Raw genomic sequence first — 23,133 nt, forward strand, 5'->3', positions numbered from 1 at the left:
ATTACATTTACGGTTAGGGTGTCAAAAGTCAGTTTCGCATTAACCCTCTACCCTATGCTGTATCGCGTACTTCTCGTAAACGACATCATAGGGTAGAGGGTTGCTCAACTTTTGGACACCCTAACCATTTACTAAAGTTTTTTTATAACTGCATCCGTGAACTCGGAAGTGGTTAGAGTGCCTCCGAGGTCTTTAGTCCTTGTATCCACATGATCTAAAACGGCGGTGATGGCTTTGGTGATGGCATCTGCCGCTTTCATTTGACCAAGATGTTCAAGCATTAGGACGCCTGAGAGTATACAAGCCGTTGGATTGGCCAAGTTTTGACCAGCGATGTCTGGTGCGCTACCGTGAACCGGTTCAAAGATTGCCATATCTTCACCAATGTTGGCAGAAGGCGCAAGTCCAAGGCCTCCAATAAGGCCTGCTGCAAGGTCGGATAAAATATCGCCATAAAGGTTCGTCGTAACCAAAATGCCAAATTGGGAAGGTTTCATGACCATTTGCATCGCCGTGTTATCGACAATCATTTCTTTTAATGCAACCGTTGGATATTTTTTTGCTACAGCCCTTACGGACTCTAAAAAGAGGCCATCACACTGTTTCAAAATATTGGCTTTATGAACCACAGTGATCGATGAAGCGTTAATTTTAAGTGCATGCTCAAAAGCGGATACGGCAATCTTTGTAGAGGCCTTTCTAGTCGTGACTTTTTCGGCCACGATGTGATCTTCAGAAATAACATGTTCTATGCCTGCATAAAGACCCTCTGTGTTCTCTCTAAAAATGACGAGATCAATAGGTTCATCATATCGAGTCGGGATGATTTTTTTTATGGGTCTCACATTGGCGTAGAGGTTGTATTTTTGTCTTAGGAAGACGTTTATGCTTTTAAATCCAAACCCGATAGGCGTTGTAATGGGACCCTTTATAGCCACTTTGTTGGCCTCAAGACTCTTGAAAAGGGCATCGCTGAGCTGTCCGTCCACAATGTCGAAAATCTCCCAGTCTATTTTTATATCACTATAAAGATCAAGTGCTGCATCTATAATGGCTTTGGCACTGCCGGAGACTTCTGGTCCGATACCATCCCCTTTGATTAATGTAATTTTCATGTCAAACCTCCATTTTTGATGTAGTTTAAGTAGCCTTGGTTTAAAAGTATTTGACGCTCACGAGCAGAGCCAACAAAATGGGCTTTGAGTGTGAGGGTGTTGTTTGAAAGCGAAACATCTGTGCCCTCTAAAATGGCAGATTCAAGATCGTGAACTTCGAATGCCATATCTGGTGTAATGTGATCGTAATCCTCTGGTGTATTAAATACGAGGGGTACAATTCCAGCATTGATCAGATTAGATCTATGAATTCTTGCAAATGATTTTGCCAAAACAACCCTTACTTTTAGGTAGAGGGGCACCAGTGCAGCGTGTTCTCTGCTGGAGCCTTGGCCATAATTTTTACCGCCAATGATGAGTACGTCATCAATGCTTTGGCATCTTTTAGGAAACTCAGGATCTATGCCAATAAAACAGTACTCCGAAAGATAAGGGATATTCGAGCGAAATGGCAATAAACTAGAAGTTGATGGCACAATGTCATCTGTGGTGATATTGTCTTCTGTAATAAGGCCCACGGTCACTATTTTTAAATCTCTGACATCGAAACTAGCGGGTAAAGGTTTGATGTTTGGGCCTCTTACGATTTCGCCTTTACAAGTGGGTTGAACTAAGAAGCTGTCGTTAGTGGTAAACCGCTTAGGCAGTTCAATCGTCTGAGTTGTTTTTGGAACAGTGACTTGGCCTGCAATTGCCGATAATGCAGCGGTCAGCGGACTCACTAGATAAACGCCAGCAGAAGGTGTTCCACATCGCCCTTTAAAGTTACGATTAAAAGTTCTAAGTGAAACGCCATCGCTGATAGGTGCTTGTCCCATACCGATACAAGGGCCACAAGAGGGCTCGAGAATTCGCGCGCCTGATTTAATCATATCTGAAAGCGCACCGTTTTCGGCGAGCATAGAGTATACATTGCTTGATCCTGGTGTTATGGAAAGGCTGACGTGTGCTGCTATTTGTTTGCCTTTTAAAAGTGCTGAAACTTGCATCAGATCTGAAAATGATGCATTTGTACAGCTGCCAATAGCCACTTGGTTTACTTTTAAACCCTCTATTTCGGAAACGGAAGTCACGTTATCTGGCGCATGTGGCTTTGCCACCATTGGTATCATTTCACTGAGATTGAGGATAAGCGTATCATCATACTGAGCATCCTCCTCAGCGTATAAAGGGGTAAAGTCATCTTCTCGATTTTGTCTTTTTAAGAAGGCATGTGTGATCGAATCACTTGGAAATATGGACGTTGTCGCGCCAAGTTCTGCGCCCATATTCGTAAGCACGGCACGATCTGGAACATCAAGTGAGCGGACGCCAGTACCACCGTATTCGATGATGTAGCCAACACCACCTTTAACTGTAAGCTTTTGGAGGATTGCCAAGATGATATCTTTGGCAGTGACTCCAGGTGCAGGGATGCCATCAAGCTGAATTTTCATTTTTTTAGGATTTCTGATAAAGTATTTACCTGTCGCCATGGCAGTGGCAACATCGAGACCACCAGCACCTATGGCAAGCATGCCAATGCCACCTGCTGTGGGCGTATGGCTATCTGATCCCAGCAACACTTTTGTCGGCTTAGCAAAGCGCTCAAGGTGAACTTGATGGCAGATACCGCTACCTGCTTTTGAGAGCACGATACCGAATCGATCTGCACACGAGCGGATGTATTCATGATCATCGGCATTTTCTGTGACCGTTTGGAGTGTATTGTGATCAATATAGGCAACCGAAAGTTCGGTGGCAACTTTTTCGATTTGCATGGCTTCAAGTTGGAGATAGGCCATGGTTCCAGTCGTGTCTTGTGTCAGTGTCTGATGGACTTTGATACAAATTTCATCCTCTGTCTTTGAGATGAGGTGAGCATCGATTATTTTATCAAATAGTGATTTCATAGGGTACGCCTCCTTTGTATACATTATAATTGTATACAATTATACAGAATACATTTATGCTGGTCAATAGGATTTACCATAAAAAAAAACTTTTTTGTAACAATTCAAAAAGGACTTTTCCAAAATGATTTTAAGTCATTTTGGAAAGGTCCTTTTTGAGACGTTGAATGCAATTGATTGAATTTTACATTAGGGATAGCGCTGTACATGCTTTGGAAAATTCGATTAAACTTCCCATCTGACATCTGGGCCATAAAACTTAATGAGTTGAAAATGGCCTTTGATACGCGAGTCAATCCGATCATTATAGAAAGAAGCCATTTCGGAGAGCTTGATGTTAGTGGATATAATGACACTCTTTTCGTTGATAATGCGTGTATTGAGGATGTTGTAAAATTCGTTGATGGTAAAATTATTGGCAGTCTCTGTACCGAGGTCATCTATGATCAGTAAATCGCAGTTAAAAAGTTGATTGTATGCCATCTGAATAAATTCATTGTCTTTATCGGTAAAAGTCTTTTTCTCTAGAATATTAATGATTCCAAAAGGGGTTTGATAGATGACCGAAAACCCTTTGTCTAAGAGTGATTTAGCAATGGCATTACATAGATAAGTCTTGCCAAGACCACTTGAACCAAAGAATAGAAGGTTTTTATTATTGGGAAAAGACTGCACAAAGGCTTCACTTTCAGATAAAATACGCATCATGTTTTCACGTTGAGTAAGGGTTTCTTTTGGAAGAGGCTCATTAGAGAAAACTTTGAGGTTAAAGTGTTCGAAGTTTTGTTTTTCCATTTGGGTTTCAATATTGGACATTTGATAAGCCACGCTGATGAGCTTTTGGTTAAAGCAAGAACAGCGTTCATTGGTTTCAAGGTAACCTGAATCGCTACACTTGGAACATTTAGGCTGTAATTCGAGGTAATTTGAGGGTATGTTGTTGTTGATCATGATCATCGCTTTTTCTGATTTTAAAGTATCTAAAGAGAGTTTTAATTCTTGAAGCATAATTTCGGCATCGTGTGGTGATTTCATAATAGCCTTAGAAATTTCAGCGCCTATTTGACTCATGTGGAGATCAATTTCTTGAAGCCTTGGAAATCTTTCGTAAAGCATCATTTTTCTGATTTTACGATCGTGCTTATTGGCTTCTTGTTGACGTTTGTAATTTTCAAATATTTCTCGGTAGGGATTGGAAGTGTTCATAAACATTGACCTCACTTATTTGGAGTTTTTGCCTTTTCGAAGGAGTAGCGCTTCAAGCTCATCCTCTGAGTAAGTGCGCTCTTTTTCTATTGTGTATTGTTTCTTACGCGATTTAGCGGGAACTGATTTTTGAGAATCTGTATTTTCTGGTTTTGCCGTTTGTTTATAAGCCTCAAAAGTTAAAATGTTTTTAGAGCACAAATCTTTTAGTCGCGTTTCGATGTAATTGAAATTCATATTCATGGTACTCTTTGAAAAATTCTTGATCAATTCGTATAGATCCTTTGGTTCAAAATGGTACTCATCGAGCCATCGATTGATCGCTTCTTTTTCCGCTTGATTCGCCATTCTAAAAGACATGCCCAATAGATGCAGGACTTCTTTATAAACTTTAAATCGACTTGTGGACATTTCGATGGATTTATTAATCGCGTCGATTGTACTCAATCCTTGATCAAGCCAACTGTTCAAAAGAGAATCGATTGCCTTGATATTTCTAATATTTCTTTCGATATAATTGTATTCAAAAGCTCTGACGATAATGTCGGCATTTTTATAATAATGCGTATAAAAATCATTGATTTTTCTGTAGTCGGTATGTTTTAAAGGGGTAGCAATGATTTTTTCAATACGGGTACACAGGGCTTTGAATTTCTCGTTTTCTTTAACAAAAGTTGCATTCTTTGCAGAGGCTTCTTTAGAAGGTGCCGCTGATTTCGAGACGAAATTATCGAGAATATAGAGCTCTCTTAAAGAGAGAAATTCCACATCATAAGCGGTTTGATCTTCGTGAAAATGCCTTGATATGAGTTTTTTGCCTTCCCAATAGATCCAAGCTTCGTGGATATCTTCAAGCGGCAATTTTAACATATTGGCAAGAACTGCATTATCAAATCGGTAGTTTGTATTTTCTTCTTTAGAAAATAAAAGACCCATTAGATAAACTTTGACATACGTGCCACTGGCAATGGGGAGGAAATCCGTAATAAACAAATTTTCGATATTCAGTTCACCTATATCAAATGACGGTATTTTTCGATAAAAACCCATTTTTTCCTCCTATAATGCTTTTGATTTCACCTGTCAATGTAGCCATATTATAGCATAAAGCCCCCTATATAGACACTATCTTAAAATGATATAAAGCGCTCTATTATTTTTTTTATCAAACAAAACCCCATGATGTTGTAATATGAACGGATTGTAAATCAATATGTTGTAGATCGTACGATTTTCGAAAAATTTAAGAAATTAAAGCATTTATCTATATTTCAGCATGTGATATAATGAAATTGGTATTTTTGTAGAGTTAGAGAGAGATGATACAAAACCGCTTACTTAGAAGGAGTATAGGATGGGGAAACAAAATGAAAATCGAACGTATCAGAAACAGGTCTATAAGCATACACCTCAAAAGTATTATATAAAGGGTAATCAGAAAGTCAAAAGAAAAGAACAAGCCCTTGAATGGATCGCGAGAATCGTTGCGATGCTGTTTTATCCTGTATATATGCTGATGGTGGGATTCAATAAACTTGTGAACTACGTCAAGTCAAAAGATTGGAAATCTATTCCAAACACAATGAGGATTAGAGTATCTAAAGCATTAAAAAAGCAGAATGCGAACCCGTACTATAAAAGCGCGAGTTCAAAATCAGGAAAAGGAACATCCAAATTGACTTCGGGAACAAAAGGTTTTTCTTTCAAGTTTTCTAGTGAAGATTTTAAAGAACGTGCGTTAGCGGCTGGGAATAAATCTCTAGAGTTGTTTAATGCACACAAAATTGTAGCAATTTCTGTCTTGACTGGAATTGTAGTTGTAGCAGGTGGCAGTTATGCATGGACACATATCCATAAGGCACCAACGATAGATTTAGCAACTGGAGAAGCACATTATGTTTCTATAAATAATACTCTGGAATCGTTAGAACCACTTTTGGAGAAGCCATACATTGAAAATTTGGGTTTTGCATGTTTAGAATCTTATCAAGTAAAAGCCAATGGTAAAGTTTTGACCAATTTTAAAACAGAGGCTGAAGCAAATCAGCTCTTAGATAATCTTAAAAACATGTATACCAACAATGCTGCAGTCGAAATTTTGGAAGCCTTTTTTAATGAAAAAGTTGAAGTGAGCAAAGGTTATGTAAACATCATTCAATTTGGTGGATATGATGAACTAGAACCAACGCTTGCGTTTATTGTAAAAGGCACAAAAGAAGAAAAATTACATGAAGTACAAAAAGGTGAGAATTACTGGGTAATCGCTAATTATTATGGCGTCAATCCTTCTGATCTTGAAAAAGCAAATCCAGATGTTAAACCAGAAACCTTACAAATCGGGCAAAAAATAAGTTTGGTTGTACCAAGACCCTTGATTAGTGTCTGTACGGTTGAACAAGCGGCTTATAACACAGAAATGCCTTTTAATGTAACTTATGAAGAAACAAGTTCTCTTTATAAAGAAGAAACGAAGACCAAAGTAAAAGGTGTGCTTGGCGAAAAAGCTGTTGTGGCAAAAATTACACGCCAAAATGGTAGAGAAATTGGTCGAATAATCGTTGAAGAATCGGTTATTGCTGAACCGATTGACAAAGTGGTTTATAAAGGCACTAAAGATCCACCGCCTAAAATGGGTACAGGTGTATTGTCAAAACCAACCTCAAGGGGTGCTGTTACTTCTGAGTTTGGATGGAGATGGGGCAAGCGTCACGAAGGTATTGATGTTGGATTACCTGTTGGATCAGATATTAAGGCTGCTGATGGTGGCGTTGTCACTTTTGCAGGTTATAGCAGTTCATATGGGAATTACTTGATCGTAGATCATGGCAATAATATATCGACGCTTTATGCGCACAACAGTAAGTTGTCTGTGAGTAAAGGGGAGAAGGTTTTTAAGGGGCAAGTTATTGCGAAAAGTGGCAATACGGGGAGAAGTACTGGACCTCATTTGCACTTTGAAGTTCGCAAAAACGGCGTGCCTCAAAATCCGAGGAACTATGTAACGTTTTAAATTGAGAATAAGGAAGTATTAGCGTAGGCTATACTTCCTTTTTTTAAAGACTTTAAACCTTTACTGTAATAAGATATAATGTGAGTAGTTGTAAAAAAAACTAATTAGAAAATGAGAGATATAAATGGATTATAAGCACGATAAGGGGGCGAAAACATGAGTAAAAAGATTTTGATTGTAGATGATGAAAAACCAATTTCGGATATCATTAAATTTAATTTATCAAAAGAAGGCTATGAAATTGAGACCGCATTTGATGGTGATGAAGCACTTAAAAAGGTCTATCAGTTTCAACCAGATTTAGTGTTATTAGATGTAATGTTACCTAAATTAGACGGGTTTCAAGTTTGCAGGAAAATTAGAGAAAGCTTTAATATGCCCATCATTATGTTAACGGCAAAAGAAGAAGAAGTGGATAAAGTACTTGGCTTTGAACTGGGTGCGGATGATTATATCACGAAACCATTTGGAATGAGAGAATTGATTGCCCGTGTGAAGGCCAATATCAGAAGAGTTGAATTTCTGGATGTAGATTCAAGCGGCAGTAATGTCGTCGCTGCAGGTAAACTGCATATAGATCTTGACCGATATGAGGTCAAAAAAGAGAATGAAGTGATTGAACTCACTTTAAGAGAATTTGAACTCTTAAAATTCTTAGCCACACAATCCAATCAAATCTTTACCAGAGAGCAACTTTTAAAAGATGTTTGGGGCTATGAATACTTTGGTGATATCAGAACCGTAGATGTTACGGTGAGACGCCTTAGAGAAAAAGTAGAAGATGATTCAAGTGAACCTACTTATATCATGACTAAACGTGGTGTGGGCTATTATTTTAAAAAGAACTAAGAAAAGCGTTTGAGGGGGCTTAATGTTTACAAGCATAAGATCACGATTTACAATTATTTATTTCTTGCTTGTGTTCATTGCCATGATTATCGCAGGGATCTTTATTATACAATCATTTGAGGATTACAACCTCAATATTGCATCGGAAAGATTAGATGATATAGCTCAGATTATGATATCTGAGCTATCTAAAATTGAAGATGGTGATTTAGTGGGTGATAAAGCACTTATACAAGCATCAATTGATAATCATGCAGATATCGGACTGAGAGAGGAAATATTCATAATAGACGCTGAGGCTCAACAAATCATTGCGTCAAGCTCTGAAAACTTTAATGGTGATCTTTCGGATATATTAGATGATGCCCTTGTGATTGATGGTCTATTAGGTCAGAAAGTAGAAAAGAACATTCAAATTTCTGAGAGCGTCAGGACGAAAGATAAAGTATACCCCATTATGTTCTCAGGCGAACTTGTGGGGCTCATGTACCTTAGATATGATCTTTTGGACATTTATACAAGTCTTAATAAGACGCGTATGATTATACTGCAGGCGATATTGACGTCACTTGTGGTGACTGTTATCATCAGTTTTATCATTTCAAAGAGCATCACAGATCCTATTAATGACATTACGATAAAAGTTTCCAAGTTGGCTGAAGGTAATTTTGATCAGGTCGTTGAAGTCCGTTCAGACGACGAAATTGGAACTCTATCTAAAACCTTTAATTTTTTGACATTAGAACTCAAAAAAAATATTCGTGAAGTTTCGCGTGAAAAAAGTAAGCTTGAAGCGATTATCAATTATATGGAAGACGGTCTCGTTGCCATCAATGAAGAGGGTGAAGTCATCCATCACAATCCGAAAGCTTTAAAACTTTTGGGAATTGATGAAGATTTAGACCAAGATATCATAGGCGATCTGATGTCGATATACAATTCTGGAAAATTGAATAGTGGTATAGGCACTAAAAACGTCAAATATAACAAACGCGTTTTAAAAGTAAATTTTGCACCATTTTTGGACGAGAGAGCTGTAAAAGTGGGTGCTGTTTTTGTGCTTCAAGACATCACTGAAGAAGAGCGTCTGGACAACATGCGAAGAGAGTTCGTGGCAAATGTATCACATGAACTCAAAACCCCACTCACCAGTATCAAGAGTTATACGGAGACCATATTGGATGGTGTGGATGATCCAGAGCTTCAAAGGACCTTTTTAGAAGTTGTCAATACGGAAGCAGATAGAATGTCTCGTTTGGTAAGAGATTTATTAGAACTGAGTAATTTTGACTCCGATGCGGTTAGACTCAAGAAGAATGAATATAACCTTAATCAAATGATAAATAGTTGTGTTTTTAAAGTAAAGGTCACAGCGGATCAAAAGCATCAAACCCTTATCAAGCAGTTGCCAGAAATTCCTATGATTGCGATCATTGATTACGACAAGATCGAACAGGTGGTTCTCAATATCCTCTCCAATGCGATTAAATACACTGGTGATGGCGGTCAAATTGAAATTGATCTCAGAGTGGGTGAATCGCATGAGTGGTTTGATATCGTCGTTACGGACACGGGCATGGGTATTCCTGAAGAAGATCTTGAGAGAATCTATGAGCGTTTCTACAGAGTGGATAAGGCAAGGTCTCGAGCACTTGGTGGAACGGGTCTGGGGCTCTCAATTGCCAAGGAAATCATCGAAGCACATCATGGAAAAATTACAATTACTTCAGAATATGGGCTTGGGACAAAAGTCACAATCTCTTTACCTTTTCAAGAAACTTTTAACGTGTAATGTCATTTTAAATCTTATGTAACCTGCCTGTAATATACGTGTTGTATAATAAATTTGTACATTGCGTATTTTGAGGGTAAAAGGCTGGAGGATTTTTAAATGGGACGTAAATTAGTGAGTGTGGCGATAAGCCTATTGATCATATTGAATATAGGAATGTCATTTGGTTTTGAGACCAAACAGACACCTCTGATTTCCGCTGATGAACTCATCATTGGAGAGCCTTTGTCAGATGTACTCTATGCGAATAAATCGGTTTTCTTAAACGTAAATATCAGTGTTAAAGCAAAAACAAGTGTTCAAGAACATCCACTGACGTTATCGCTTGTGAAGCTGGAAGATAAACTTCCCTTTGCAGATGCATTAGATAAGAACTTAAATGTGCCCATTATAAAACTTTCATCGAGCGCGCTTTTAAAAGAATCACCTTCTGCACTTTATATTGTTGCAGATACCGGTCTTAAAAATCAAGAGAATAGTGCTGATTATAAAGTAGAGACAGAAATCATTAACAACTACTTTCAATCCGTTGAAAAATTAGAGGCTTTAAAAGCAGAGATTACATCGGCGAGTAAAAAATATAAATTAGAATCATTAACTGAAGCAGGCCTCATTAAGGCAAGTGATGAAGTTAAGAAAGCATATAAAACGTGGACTTCTAATAAGGTTGCACTTTCTGAAAAGCTAAAGGCTTTTGAACAGATACAAGCCGCTTACTTGAGCTTATTTGAAGTTGAACTGTATAAAGATCAAATTGCAAAACCGAGTTATTTAAAAGAGGTTGGCAAACTTGAGATTGGAAAGTACAAGTTGAGATTCATGGATGAAAATAATATTTTTATCAAAGAGATGGTTTTCGAAGTGGTTAAGGAAGACGATACTTTGAAAATGATTTCACCTACGATTAGTGTCAACGATAATACAGCAAAATAAGGAGAAACACTTTGAAAGAGCGTATCAAATCCATAGCTCTCATTAGCTTAATCTTCATGTCGATTATTTTAAGCAGGTGGGTATTGTACGACGGCTTAAAGACAAATGCTTCTAAAAATAGTGAAAGCGCATTACAAACGGTTGATATCAATGCGTATATAAACCCCCAAAGTTATTTTATTAGCTTTGGGGGTATGTCATATACCAAGGTTTATGACCAAACGGTTCGCAATCAGATTTGGGAGAATGTTCAGCCCTATATTTTTTCTGCATTAAGTAACTATGAGACCTTTGAATCTATCGATGAAAAAACATATGTAGAGGCATTTTCGACTAAGAGTATTTTGCTGAAGATGCCTCTTGAGTTGCGTTTTTCAGACTTAGCAGTACTCTATGGCATAGAAGATGTCCCAAAAGAAATGGAAGAAATCATACCCATAGAATATCTGATCGTCAGTGACCAGACTCGAGAACTCTATTTGCGAGATGGTAGATCGAATCAGTATTACAAAGTTAAGAGTAAGACTTATACACACGATATTCCAGCATTAATTGAGAGCATTAAATCTAGGGAATATATAGAATATCGAAAGGTGAGTGATCGATTTAGCCTTGAGAGCACCGTGAGCGAAAATGAAAACTATATGAATTACACCTTAATTCCCTATCAATATGATTATCTCGTCCCGAATTTACAGGTTCAAACTGAAGTCAACCTCGATTCTGCTCAATTTGATGATCAAATTAGAACCATTGCAAAAGCTGTTTTTGGAAATCGCTTTGATTTCATCAAAAGACTTGAAGATATTAACGGGTCAGTGATTTTCATGTATGGTTATGGCGATAAAGCGTTAACGGTTACCCCAGAAGGTGTGGTTTCTTACAATCAGAAGTATAGTGTGAATGAAAAAACGCGTATTTCTGTGGCAAAGGCATTATCACTTGCATGTGGAAATTTAGAACAATTTGGTATTTTGCCAAGTGGCGTCAATCTTATAAAATACCGTTCAGAATTAGAGAGTGGCATTGTGGTGCAGACCTTTTCATTTAATTACAAACTAGGTAATTATGAGGTGGTTCCTCAAAATAGCTTAGATGCAGATATCAAAGTCGTCGTCAAAGGGGATCAAGTTATTTATATTACCAAAAATGTGAAATCCTATATTGGAGATGCCATTTTAGAACGTGCTTTAGATTATGATAAAATGTATGATATAGATGAATGCATCACGAGTAATTTTTTAGAGGTCAGCATTTATTATTTACAAGACAATAATATTTATGATGCATCAATGAACAGTATTCAATATTATTTTTCTATTCGCAGTGCAATCTCAAGCATTGAGATGAACTACTATCAGTTAGATGAGACGCACATGGTTCCTGTGTGGGCCGTTAATATCAGCGGTAGAACTTATATTTTCGATGCTTACACAGGGAATATTATGACGTCATATAGATGAGGAAGTATTATGGATTGGCCAAAAATTAAGACGATTTTAATCATGGTCCTAGTGGTGACAAATGCCCTTTTAGGATTTATGATTGTCAACGAACAAAGGACCTTTCAAAGGGAACAGTCAGAAAAAATAGACAATATACGTGCACTCTATGAGAAAAAAGGCATAACGATATCCCCTAAGAGTTTAAGGTTCCCCGATAAAATAGAATCTCTAAACGTAGAATACGATACCTACGGTGACGAGGCGTTAAAAGTAATTTTAGGTGATGATTATGAGTATGATGGCAGCCAATATTCCAGTAAAGATAAAACGGTGCTCTTAACGGGAACCACAATTGAATATTTTCTCAATGTCTATAGACCCAAAAAAGATTTGTTTGACATGGAAATCAAAACGCCTTTTTCGCTTTTAAGCAATTCAGAAAGTATAAAATCTACATGTGAGCAGTTTTTAAAGTCTTTAAACGTGGATGAAAATTATGTTTTTGAGCACTTTACAACGGAAGGTCAATTGACGTATGTGTGTGTAAAACAAATTTACAAGACTTATTTCTTAGATGATTCTTCCATGATTTTTGTGTTTAAGGACGATGAACTTGTAGGCTATAAACGCAAATGGTTAAATATTCTGGATAACAACTCTCAATCAAAATATGATATAATTTCAGTAGATAGAGCTCTATATGAGCTGATGGCAAATTTTAAAAAAGAGGATGTAATTTCTGAAATTGCCATTGGTTATAAACTCAATGATAGCAGTTTGCTGGTGAGCGACCTCGTATCTGGAGAAGCGCTACCTTATTATAAAATAAAATTGGAAACCGGTGAAAACTACTATGTTCAAGCTGTTTCTGATTCGCAATAGAAAGAGGCAATATGTCACTTTATTTTTGTTCATTAGCCAGTGGGAGTTCAGGTAATTGTCAGTTCATAGCATCAGATAAGACGAAACTTCTTGTAGATGCGGGGATGAGCGGACGGTATATTAAAAATTCGCTCAGCAATATGGACGTGGATATCAATCACGTCAATGGTATTTTGTTGACACATGAACATGCAGACCATATCAGTGGTGTGGGTGTTTTAATGAGGCGACATAGAATACCGCTCTATGTGACCGAAAAGACATGGGAAGCGCTAAAACACAAAATCGGAGAAATCGACTCAGCTTTATTACATGTATATGACCGGATCGATAACCTTGAAATTGGAGATATTCTTGTACAATCGGCAAGAATTTCGCATGATGCAGTGGATCCACTTTGTTATGCCTTTATGCATGGGCATAAAAAGGTAGCTATTGCAACGGACCTTGGTACGATCTCGGATGAGGTTGTGGAAAAGTTCAAGGACAGTGATCTTTTAATGATTGAGTCAAACCATGATATTGAAATGCTCAAAGTGGGGCCATATCCTATGTATCTAAAGAGGCGTATTCTTAGTGAGTATGGTCACTTGTCCAATGAGGATGCGGGTTATATCTCTAAAGAAATCATTGAATTTGGCAAAGTAAAACACGTTCTTTTGGCGCATTTGAGTAAAGAAAATAATTTTCCGGAATTGGCCTTTGAGACGGTGAGGGGCATCTTAGAAGAAGCGGGCATCAGGGATGGTATCGATATTAATTTGGATTTAACCTATAGAGATAAAGTCGGGAAAACTTACAAGTTGCTATGAAATTGGAGGTGTAGGATGAATATAAAATTTATAGAATTATTGTCAAATGCATATGGTGCACCAGGCTTTGAAGATGATGTAAATGCAGTGATCCGAAATTATGTAGGAGATCGGTTTGATATTCAGGAAGATACCATGAGAAATCTGATTCTCCTGAGAAAAAATCATCATGGCGACAAGCCCATATTAATGCTAGACGGTCATTCCGATGAAGTGGCGTTCATCGTGCAATCCATTAGGCCCAATGGAACCCTTAAATTTATTTCAAATGGTTCATGGTCTGCTCAAAATGTCGCTGCACATAAAATGAGAATTAAAAATGCGGAAGGTCTCTATATTGAAGGGATAGTCGCATCGAAACCGCCTCATTTTAGCACGGGCGCAGAGGCGCTCATGCCTATCAGTGAAATGGTAATTGATGTAGGGGCCTCATCGTATGAGGAAGCTGTCAATGTCTATAAAATAGAGATTGGTGCACCAATCGTGCCAGATGTGACCTTTTCTTACAATGAAAAGACAGGAATTATGCTCGGAAAAGCATTTGATAATCGCTTGGGCTGTGGTTGCGTTGTGGAAGTGCTCAAGGCAATTGAGGGTCTTGATCTTGCCATAGATGTGGTCGGTGCGATTTCTGTTCAAGAGGAAATCGGTGGTAGAGGCGCCAAGGTCAATGCGCAAATAATCGAACCTGATCTTGCGATTGTCTTTGAGGGGACGCCAGCAGATGATACGTTTAGAGATGCATTTGATGCACAAGGGGCACTTAAAAAGGGCACCCAAATCAGACATGTGGACAAGACCATGGTTTCGAATCCGAGATTTGTAAAATTGGCAAAAGAGATTGCTAAAGCAAGTGAGATACCCTTCCAAGAAGCGGTTAGAGAAGGTGGCGGCACAAACGGTGCTTTAATTCAGACACAAGTGCTCGATGTACCTTGTATTGTACTGGGGACACCTGTGAGATATGCCCATACACATTATGGCTTTTCAGCGATTACCGACTACAAAGCATCCATTGATTTAGCAGTGGAAATCATCAAGAAACTTTCAGAGGATGTTATAGCAGGTTTTTAAGTTTATTTTGATGGGGATAAAAATATGAGTTTCAAAGGTGTAACACTTCTTCAAATAGAATACTTTTTGGCAGTGGCAGAGTATTTAAACTTTACTGAAGCTGCAAAGCGCTTATATACTTCTCAACCTTCTTTGAGTAAACAAATTTCGCATATGGAAAAAAAGCTAGGCGTCAATTTATTTTATCGAACCAAACGCGATGTACGGTTAACGGCCGAAGGTATAATTTTATTCAATGAAATAAATGGCGTTATAGGGAAAATAGACCAAGCACTTCAAAAATGTGTTGACCCTATGTTGGAATCTGGTAGTATGCTTAGAATTGGATGTTATGATGTTATGGATACGGGTGTTTTTCTAAATCAAATCATCCATGACTTTAAGAAAATATATCCTTTGGTAGAAATTGTTATTGAGAGGCACGGGTTTAAAAAGTTGAGGCAAAAATTGGATTCCGGTGATTTGGATACGATTTTGACGCTTTCGTTTGAGATTGATCAAAAACCAGGTATTATTTGGGATGAAATTTATAAGAGTAGTACTTGTATTTTAATGTCAATCCACCATCCATTGGCGAATAAAGAAGGCTTATCCTTATCTGATTTTAAAGCGGAAACGTTTATAATGCTTGAGCGCGAGGAGTCGCCAAATGGTTATGATGATGTGATCGCTCTGTGTAAAAGTTATGGGTTTGTGCCCAGAAAGGTTAGACATATGCCTAATGTTGAATCTCAACTTTTGACAATAGAAGCTGGTGAAGGTATTGCGTTAACAGATGATCATATTCGGATTTTTAGAAAGGCCAATTTTAGAAGGTGTATTTTAAAAGACGATTTTCTCAGTGTGGTCATGGCATGGCGTGTTGAAAATAGGTCGCCAATTGTGGCTGTGTTCAACAACTATGTTTTGAAACAGATGGGTAGTATAGAAACTTAAACAAATCCTTAAAGTAATTTGAGGGTTGTTTTTTTTTGCCTGAAATTTGAACGCAATTTAGGGTCACTCGAATTATGCCTTTTAGGAATGATTATGATGCCCTATAAGTATTTCTATTAAAACTGAAAAAGGGATAAACTGATCTTAGAATAGATAGATAAAAATTTATCAAATTTTGGGAGGTTTTATTATGAACAAATATGCTCATGTATTTAGTCCCATTACGATCAAAGGCGTCACGTTTAAGAACAGAATTCAAACCGCGCCAATGGTGCCTTGTATGGCGACACCAGAAGGTTGGGTAACGGATGAACTCATTGAATTCTACAGGCCCTTTGCAAAAGGTGGCGCAGGTATTGTGACGATAGGGGATTCGGCGATCAACTGGGAACATGCTATGGATCATGAAGGTCAACTTAACTTAGGTGATGATAATGTCAAAATGGGCCTTGATGATTTGGCAAATGAAATCCAAAGATATGGTGCGCTTGTTTCTGTGGAACTTAATCACGGTGGTCGTTTTGCAAATTCTATGAATTTGGCAACTAAAGGTTTAAAACCGGTAAGTTCTACACCTAAACCTGCTGAAATTGATGAGTTCTTCTCTAAACTTCAAGGAAGACAACCAGGTGAAGTGGAAGAAATGAGCATATCACTTATCAATAAAACCATTCAGGATTATGCAGATGCAGCAGGCAGATGTAAAGACAGTGGTTTTAAGATGGCGATGATTCACGGTGCACATGGGATGCTGCCTTCACAGTTTCTCTCACCTTATGTGAATAAACGTGTGGATCGTTATGGTGGGAGCTTTGAAAATAGAGCACGTTTTTGCATCGAATTATTAGACGCCGTTAGGAAAAGAGTTGGAGAAAAATTCATTATTGAATATAGAATTAGTGCAGAAGAACTCGTTGAAGGCGGTATGGTTTTTGAAGATGTCGTTAAATTTGTGCACATGATCAAAAATAAAATTGACATCTTACATGTATCTGTGGGACTACTTCCAAATCCGTTTACCATCCAATATATGATTCAACCGCTTTATGTGCCTTATATGTTAAATGTCCATTATGCAGAAAGAATGAAAGCAGAATTTGGCGAGGATCTTTACATTACAACAGTTGGTTCTGTCATGAATTTAGATAATGCTGAAGAGATTCTCGCAAGGGGCAAAGTGGACTTCGTGGCAATGGCGAGACCCTTTGTATCAGATCCTGAATTTATGAGAAAAGCTGCTCAAGGAAAATCAGAGGATATTAGACCTTGTGTGCGTTGTAACACGTGTTGTGGCAGATCGGCATTTTTTAAGAAAACAAGATGTACCGTAAATCCAGTGAATGGCAGAGAAAAATACTATCCAAATGGTAAAGTAGGCAAGGCAGATGAACTTAAAAAGGTCATGATCGTTGGTGGTGGTCCTGCTGGGATGCAAGCTGCGTTAACTGCACTTGAAAGAGGCCATGAAGTGCATCTCTTTGAAAAAAATGATAAATTGGGTGGGACTTTAAATCATGCAGCAGATATCGTTTTCAAAAAGGATCTCGAAAACTTTAGAGAATGGTTGATCGCTCAAACACTTAAAAGCAATGCAAAGGTTGTTTTAAATAGAGAAGTGACACCAGAGGTCGTTAGAGAGCTCAAACCGGATGCTTTAATAATCGCAGTCGGAGGCACTCCTATTATGCCAAATGTACCAGGTGCTGATTTACCACATGTTCACTGGGCTGGGGATATAGACTGCGGCAGAGCAGAGGTGGGTCAAAAAGTCATCATTATAGGTGGCGGCCTTACAGGTGCTGAGTCAGCAGTTGCACTTGCTATGGAAGGTAAAGAGGTTACTTTAGTTGAGATGCAGGGCACAGAAGCCCTTTTAAATGGCGCAGCACTGATTAATAAATTTTCACTTCAGTCTTTAATGGCAAAGCATAAAGTTAGAGTAGTTACAAATACAAAATTAGAATCCATTACAGATAAAGGGATTAGAACAATCAACAGTAGATTTGAGTGGCAAAATTATGAGGCAGATACGGTGGCGTTTGCTGTAGGTATGAGACCACTTAAAAATACAGTTGCAGAATTGAGCACTGAACTCCCTCAAACAGAAGTCTATGTTATTGGTGACTGTGATGAAATTGGGAATGTTTTTACCGCTATTCATGCAGGTTTTAATACGGCATCAGAATTATAATGAAATTAAAAACGAGGGAAAATTCATATGAGAAAGATTAAAGGCGATTTGTTGTGGGCGCTTGCACTAACCATTTGGATTGTGATGCTTGTGGTGCCCACATCCAGAACTTTATTTCTAGAAGTAACAAAGACACATCCTTATTTAGGTGGTTTTATCAAGTTCGCAATCTTAGCGTCCATGGGAGATTTGCTCGGTGTACGAATTCTTACAGGAGAGTGGAGAATACCGGTTGGGTTTTTATTAAAGGCAGTGGTATGGGGCATTATAGGCATGATGATAGCGCTTGTATTCACAATTTTTACAGGTGGTGCAGAAGTTGCTCAAAATGTGGGTAAACTACCTTTTGCGGGGGTTAAAATCGCACAAGCATTCTTTGGGAGTGCAGTCATGAATCTCACATTTGGACCGATGATGTATATTTATCATAAATTTGGTGATTTGTGTGTGGATCATTTCATGAAACATCGAAATTTGAAATTCAACATAGATGAAATGATAGAGCAAATAGATTGGAAAGTCATCGTAAAATTCTCTTGGCTGACCACCTGTATATGGATTTGGATTCCATGTCATACGATTGTATTTTTATTGCCTACAGAATTTCAGGTGTTAGTTTCTGCATTTCTGTCTATTCTTTTAGGTATTTTGATGGCAATATCTAAAAAAAAGCAAAATCAAGTAAGTGAAGTATAATAGAGTAAAATTTAATAGATACCCTATAGAACGCAGTTTGTTTTATAGGGTGTTTTTTTATGAAGGGGACACTTATACGAAATTTAATAGAATTTTCATGATTAATACTCAAAAATCTGTTATAATCACCATGACAGTTGATGTAAGAATAATGCCGTAATTGGCTTTTTATAGATAAGGGGAACCGCTTTGAAAAAGTTTGTAATCGTAGGTCTTATTGGGATTATGGTGACAATTCAGCTGCTTTTGAGCTTTGCTGAAGGGGAAGAAAATAGCGTAGAAGCACTTGAAAATCTCATTCAAGTTGAAATGATACAGTATAACGTACCAGGTATAATGGTTAATATTGCTGTAGAGGGTGCCTCTCGATTTGAGATCGCAAAGGGGATGTCTGATTTATCAAGTCAAGAGCAGATGGACCTGGAGCATACCGTGGTTCAGACGGGTTCTATCTCAAAGACCTTCACTGCTTATGCGCTGGTTGAAGCCATGAATTTAAAGGGCATAAAAGCAGACGATCTCATTGGTCCTTATCTATCTAAGGGGTATGTGGAAGCACATCCTAGTTTTGCAAATCTCACTTTTAAAAATGTTTTGACACATACTACGGGGCTGGCAAGTGTGAAGGCGGGTACTGCGCTTAACAAGCGTCCAAGTCTTAATCCAGATGCCATTAAGGTGGTGGGGGCATTTAGTGATGAGGCAGATCGGTTTATGAAATTGTATAAATTTGATGCGGCGGTGGCACCTGATCTTTACTCGGTCTATTCGAATGTGAACTCAGTATTGGCAGGACTTCTTGTTGAATCTCTTACGGACATGTCCTATGAAGCTTATCTTTCAAGTGTTGTTTCACAGCAATTTGGCATGAGTATTTCTGGTAAAATGTTAAATCAGGAAAAGATTGAGGATGTGCATCTGATATCGGGTTATAATGTCTTCGGCGGCGTTAAAACCAAAACAAGAGGGTATCAAGCGCGGCTTCTGCCATCAGATGATTTTCTGACCACAATGTCCGAAATGGGACAATTTTTAAACGTACTCACAGCAGGGAAAAATTCAGTGATTATGGACCAATTTCTATCGAGACAAGTTCGAAACGATGAATTGAGTTCGGGAAGAAGTTATGGATTTAGTATCATGAACATAGAAGGACATGAGGTTTATTTTCAAGATGGTGGAACGCCAGGCATTAATGCGCGCCTTTTGGTGATTCCCAAAGAAAAATTTGCCATGTTTATGGTCTATAATTCGGATAGTACTGAGCTGAGGTCCACGCTCACATCAAAACTCATAAAAGCCTATTTAGGGACTCGGAATATAGAAACCAAAGTGGGCTATTTAGAACCAGCCCTTAACAAATATATTGGCGCTTTCACGCCAGTTAATGCGTCTAACGAAACAGCTGAAAAATTAACTCAAATTATTCATCAAATTCGTGTTATAAACAAGCAAGATGGCTTTTATATTGACAAGTCAAAATATATACCCTATGCACCAAATAGCTTCTATTGTGAGGAAACACAAACCTATGCGACCTTTAAACTCGATGACCTTGGACGCTTAAAATATCTTATTATTGATAACATCATCTATAAGAGAACCCCTTTTTATCAGAGTTTAATAGTGGAGATCGTATTGCTCATCGTTACGACGCTTTTTAATATACTCAGTCTTTTGGTACTCATGTCAAAATGGCAAACTATGAAGATCAATAGAATTCATGATACCCCTAGAACTGTTATTCTGATATCCACTCTTGTCACGTCCATTTTAATAGGTCTAATTCTCTATGCAGGTGTGAATTACAATTCGTGGGATGTTATATTTAATACGATGACAGTGATCAATTGGATTAGAATCTTTAGCGTGGTGGGGATAGTGTTGATAATTCCAAATTGGATTATGATTCAAAGAGGAAGCACCGATTTTAGATGGACTGGATTGATGATTTTTATCTTTAGAGTACAGGGTATACTCAACATATTGTTGTTGATTTGGCTTTGGAGATACAACTTGTTGAAATTCTAGTGCTGTTGATAACATGAATGCAAAGGCATGAAATTGTGGATAACCTGTGGGTAAGTGCCCTTTTATCCACAAAAGAGTCTGATTAGTTGTGAAAAAGAGGAGGATTTTGTGTGAATAAAGTCTTGAAGAGATTGTTAATAATCGTGATTATAGGCCTGATGATCTTGGGATCGGGATTTTATATATGGACACTTATAGGCTACAGTCCTATGTCTTCGGCGCTGGATGATATGATCAGCAATAGCGAGGTAAAGGTGTTAAGTGGTAAAAATATTGTCTTTTTTCCAACGGGTGAAGTGAAACCAGTAGGGATAATCTTCTATCCGGGAGGCAAGGTAGCGCCAGAAGCGTATGCACCTATGCTCATGAAACTTGCAAAAAATGGCTACGAAGTGATTGAAGTAAAAATGCCGATGAATTTGGCTGTTTTTGATATGAATGCGGCAAGTAAAATATTAAAGGATAGAACCGATAAAGATTGGATCATAGCAGGTCATTCTTTAGGAGGTGCTATGGCAGCAAGTTATGTGAAGCATTATCCGAGTTCCCGTCTTAAAGGGTTATTGCTTTGGGCTTCTTATCCAAGTGGTGAGAAGTATTCTTTAAGGGATGCGCAAATACCTGTGGCTTCAATTTATGGTTCTAAAGACATGGGGATTGATAAACTGCTTGAAAATAAAGTTTTCCTACCTGAAAATACGAAATATTATGAGGTAGAAGGTGGTAACCATGCTCAATTTGGGGACTACGGACCTCAAAAAGGAGATTCGATTCCAGATATTGATAGGGACACACAGCAAGAACTGATCCTCAAATCAAGTTTAGAATTCTTAAATCAAATCACAGAATAATGAAGCACATATAAAACCCCCTCAAGGCCATTTTCAAAGCGCTCGGGTTGAGCATTTTAGAAAAGTGGAACTGAGGGGGTTTTGTATCTGAGCTTATATTTGATTTAAGTGCGGTGGAATAACATCATGTCTTACGAGATCTTCGTACGTTTCTCGCTCGACAATCTCGTATGCATTTGCGCCAGAAACTAAAACAACCGCAGGCACCACATGCTTGTTATAGTGTGATGCCATGGAATAGTTATAGGCACCTGTGCTAAAAACAGCAACGACATCACCTGATGTTGCCTTTGGTAGAGGCAAGTGCTCCACGAGAAGATCGCCCGATTCGCAGCATTTTCCGCATAATGTCACTTCACCTGCTGCGGGGTCAAGTGGTTTGTTGGCAAGTAGTGCGGTATATTTTGCTTGATAGAGTGCGGGTCTTATGTTATCCGTCATGCCACCATCCACAGCGACATAAGTTTTAAGATCTTTAATGTCCTTAACAGACCCCACCGTATAAAGTGTCGTTCCAGCTTCGCCAACGATGAAGCGACCCGGTTCGATGCAAATTTTTGGTCGAACCAGATGGTTTGCCATGCAGTATTGATCAATTGTGTCTACGATGGCATCTGTGAAGTAACCAATGCTCTGTGGCGTGCAGGTATCTGTATATTTGATGCCAAAACCGCCACCTGTATTGAGTTCTGTGATGTCATAATTATAATCTGCTTTTACACGTTTGATGAGATCAAGTGCTATTTGAGTGGCAACGACGTGTGAAGTGTGATCAAAGATTTGTGAGCCCACGTGAAAATGAAACCCTAAGAAATTTAAAAAAGGTGCTTTAATAGCCGTTTCTATTGCGGGCATAATGACGAAATCATCAAGTGAGATGCCAAACTTAGAGTCTTTTTTACCTGTGGCGATATAGTCGTGTGTTGAACTGTTAACACCGGGTGTAATTCTAAAGAGTATGTTCATTTCGATTTGATGCGCTTTTGCAATTGAGGCTAGAACTTCAAGTTCGTGTGTATTGTCCACAACGATACGCCCAACCTTGTTGAGAACGGCCATTTCCAGTTCTTCTTTAGATTTATTGTTGCCGTGAAAGATAATGCGCTCCATGGGAAACTGAGCGTTAAGTGCAGTAAAGAGTTCTCCGCCAGAGACGACGTCCATATGGAAGCCTTCTTGCGCTACAATTTTAACAAAAGCTGTGGTTAAAAAAGCTTTGCTCGCATAAGCGGCAATTGTATTTGGATGTTTTTCAAGAAATTGAGTTCTGATTTCTCGAAATTTTTCGCGGATCGTGGTTTCTGAAAGGACATATAAAGGTGTTTTATAAGTTTGGGCAAGTGTTAGAGCATCGCACCCCTCAATGAATATTTTTTGATCTTTAATCGTAATGTGTTGATGCATAATTTCCTCCAAAG

Annotated in this window: 18 protein-coding genes; 13 read left to right on the forward strand and 5 right to left on the reverse strand. The window is 38.3% G+C overall.

All coding sequences use genetic code 11. From position 1 onward, the window contains the following. Window positions 1-131: 131 nt before the first annotated feature. The 4 genes from F3D3_RS04690 to F3D3_RS04705 form a co-directional block, all read right to left on the reverse strand. A complete protein-coding gene (locus F3D3_RS04690) occupies window positions 132-1,115 on the reverse strand; it encodes an isocitrate/isopropylmalate dehydrogenase family protein (protein WP_069871661.1) in 984 nt (327 codons plus the stop codon). Then, entirely contained in the window at window positions 1,112-3,007 is a 1,896-nt protein-coding gene (locus F3D3_RS04695; protein WP_069871663.1) for an aconitate hydratase, read from the reverse strand. Before F3D3_RS04695 ends, F3D3_RS04690 begins: the two co-directional genes overlap by 4 nt. A 225-nt stretch (window positions 3,008-3,232) precedes the next feature. After that, window positions 3,233-4,213, reverse strand: coding sequence for an ATP-binding protein (locus F3D3_RS04700; protein ID WP_069871664.1), 981 nt, complete (start codon window positions 4,211-4,213; stop codon window positions 3,233-3,235). A 15-nt stretch (window positions 4,214-4,228) separates the two neighbouring features. Next, entirely contained in the window at window positions 4,229-5,263 is a 1,035-nt protein-coding gene (locus F3D3_RS04705; protein WP_069871666.1) for a DnaD domain protein, read from the reverse strand. A 304-nt stretch (window positions 5,264-5,567) separates the two neighbouring features. Here F3D3_RS04705 and F3D3_RS04710 point away from each other — a divergent pair, with 304 nt between their 5' ends. The 13 genes from F3D3_RS04710 to F3D3_RS04770 all read left to right on the forward strand — a co-directional run bounded on the left by F3D3_RS04710 (window position 5,568) and on the right by F3D3_RS04770 (window position 21,715). Beyond that, window positions 5,568-7,223 carry a M23 family metallopeptidase gene (locus tag F3D3_RS04710; RefSeq protein WP_069871668.1) on the forward strand — a complete coding sequence of 552 codons (1,656 nt, stop codon included), beginning with the start codon at window positions 5,568-5,570 and terminating at the stop codon, window positions 7,221-7,223. Window positions 7,224-7,379: 156 nt separating this feature from the next. Continuing rightward, window positions 7,380-8,072: a response regulator YycF gene (yycF, locus tag F3D3_RS04715; protein WP_069871670.1), complete on the forward strand. Its 693-nt coding sequence runs from the start codon at window positions 7,380-7,382 to the stop codon at window positions 8,070-8,072. A gap of 22 nt (window positions 8,073-8,094) precedes the next feature. Continuing rightward, a complete protein-coding gene (locus F3D3_RS04720) occupies window positions 8,095-9,864 on the forward strand; it encodes a HAMP domain-containing histidine kinase (RefSeq protein ID WP_069871672.1) in 1,770 nt (589 codons plus the stop codon). Window positions 9,865-9,963: 99 nt separating this feature from the next. After that, complete coding sequence (locus F3D3_RS04725) at window positions 9,964-10,797, forward strand: hypothetical protein (protein WP_069871673.1); 834 nt, start codon at window positions 9,964-9,966, stop codon at window positions 10,795-10,797. Window positions 10,798-10,808: 11 nt separating this feature from the next. Then, a complete protein-coding gene (locus tag F3D3_RS04730) occupies window positions 10,809-12,260 on the forward strand; it encodes a hypothetical protein (RefSeq protein ID WP_069871675.1) in 1,452 nt (483 codons plus the stop codon). A 9-nt stretch (window positions 12,261-12,269) separates the two neighbouring features. After that, complete coding sequence (locus F3D3_RS04735; protein WP_069871677.1) at window positions 12,270-13,124, forward strand: hypothetical protein; 855 nt, start codon at window positions 12,270-12,272, stop codon at window positions 13,122-13,124. Window positions 13,125-13,135: 11 nt separating this feature from the next. Beyond that, the gene (locus F3D3_RS04740; RefSeq protein ID WP_069871678.1) at window positions 13,136-13,936 is read left to right on the forward strand and encodes an MBL fold metallo-hydrolase; all 801 of its coding nucleotides are present in this window, start codon (window positions 13,136-13,138) and stop codon (window positions 13,934-13,936) included. Window positions 13,937-13,951: 15 nt separating this feature from the next. Then, a complete protein-coding gene (locus F3D3_RS04745) occupies window positions 13,952-15,010 on the forward strand; it encodes a M42 family metallopeptidase (protein ID WP_069871680.1) in 1,059 nt (352 codons plus the stop codon). Between the two features lie 24 nt (window positions 15,011-15,034). Further along, on the forward strand, window positions 15,035-15,946 hold the full coding sequence (locus F3D3_RS04750) for a LysR family transcriptional regulator (protein WP_069871682.1): 912 nt from the start codon (window positions 15,035-15,037) through the stop codon (window positions 15,944-15,946). A gap of 190 nt (window positions 15,947-16,136) precedes the next feature. Continuing rightward, complete coding sequence (locus F3D3_RS04755) at window positions 16,137-18,137, forward strand: FAD-dependent oxidoreductase (protein WP_069871684.1); 2,001 nt, start codon at window positions 16,137-16,139, stop codon at window positions 18,135-18,137. 27 nt (window positions 18,138-18,164) lie between these two features. Further along, window positions 18,165-18,833 (forward strand): hypothetical protein, encoded by a 669-nt coding sequence (locus tag F3D3_RS04760; RefSeq protein WP_069871685.1) that lies wholly within the window; start codon window positions 18,165-18,167, stop codon window positions 18,831-18,833. Window positions 18,834-19,022: 189 nt separating this feature from the next. Next, complete coding sequence (locus tag F3D3_RS04765; RefSeq protein ID WP_069871687.1) at window positions 19,023-20,864, forward strand: serine hydrolase; 1,842 nt, start codon at window positions 19,023-19,025, stop codon at window positions 20,862-20,864. Window positions 20,865-20,974: 110 nt separating this feature from the next. Further along, window positions 20,975-21,715: an alpha/beta hydrolase gene (locus F3D3_RS04770; RefSeq protein ID WP_084388828.1), complete on the forward strand. Its 741-nt coding sequence runs from the start codon at window positions 20,975-20,977 to the stop codon at window positions 21,713-21,715. Between the two features lie 93 nt (window positions 21,716-21,808). Here F3D3_RS04770 and lysA read toward each other — a convergent pair whose 3' ends face one another. Further along, window positions 21,809-23,119, reverse strand: a complete 1,311-nt coding sequence (lysA, locus tag F3D3_RS04775) for a diaminopimelate decarboxylase (protein ID WP_069871689.1) — start codon at window positions 23,117-23,119, stop codon at window positions 21,809-21,811. Window positions 23,120-23,133: the final 14 nt, after the last annotated feature.

It is taken from the genome of Fusibacter sp. 3D3 (assembly GCF_001748365.1).
Lineage (GTDB): Bacteria > Bacillota > Clostridia > Peptostreptococcales > Acidaminobacteraceae > Fusibacter_A.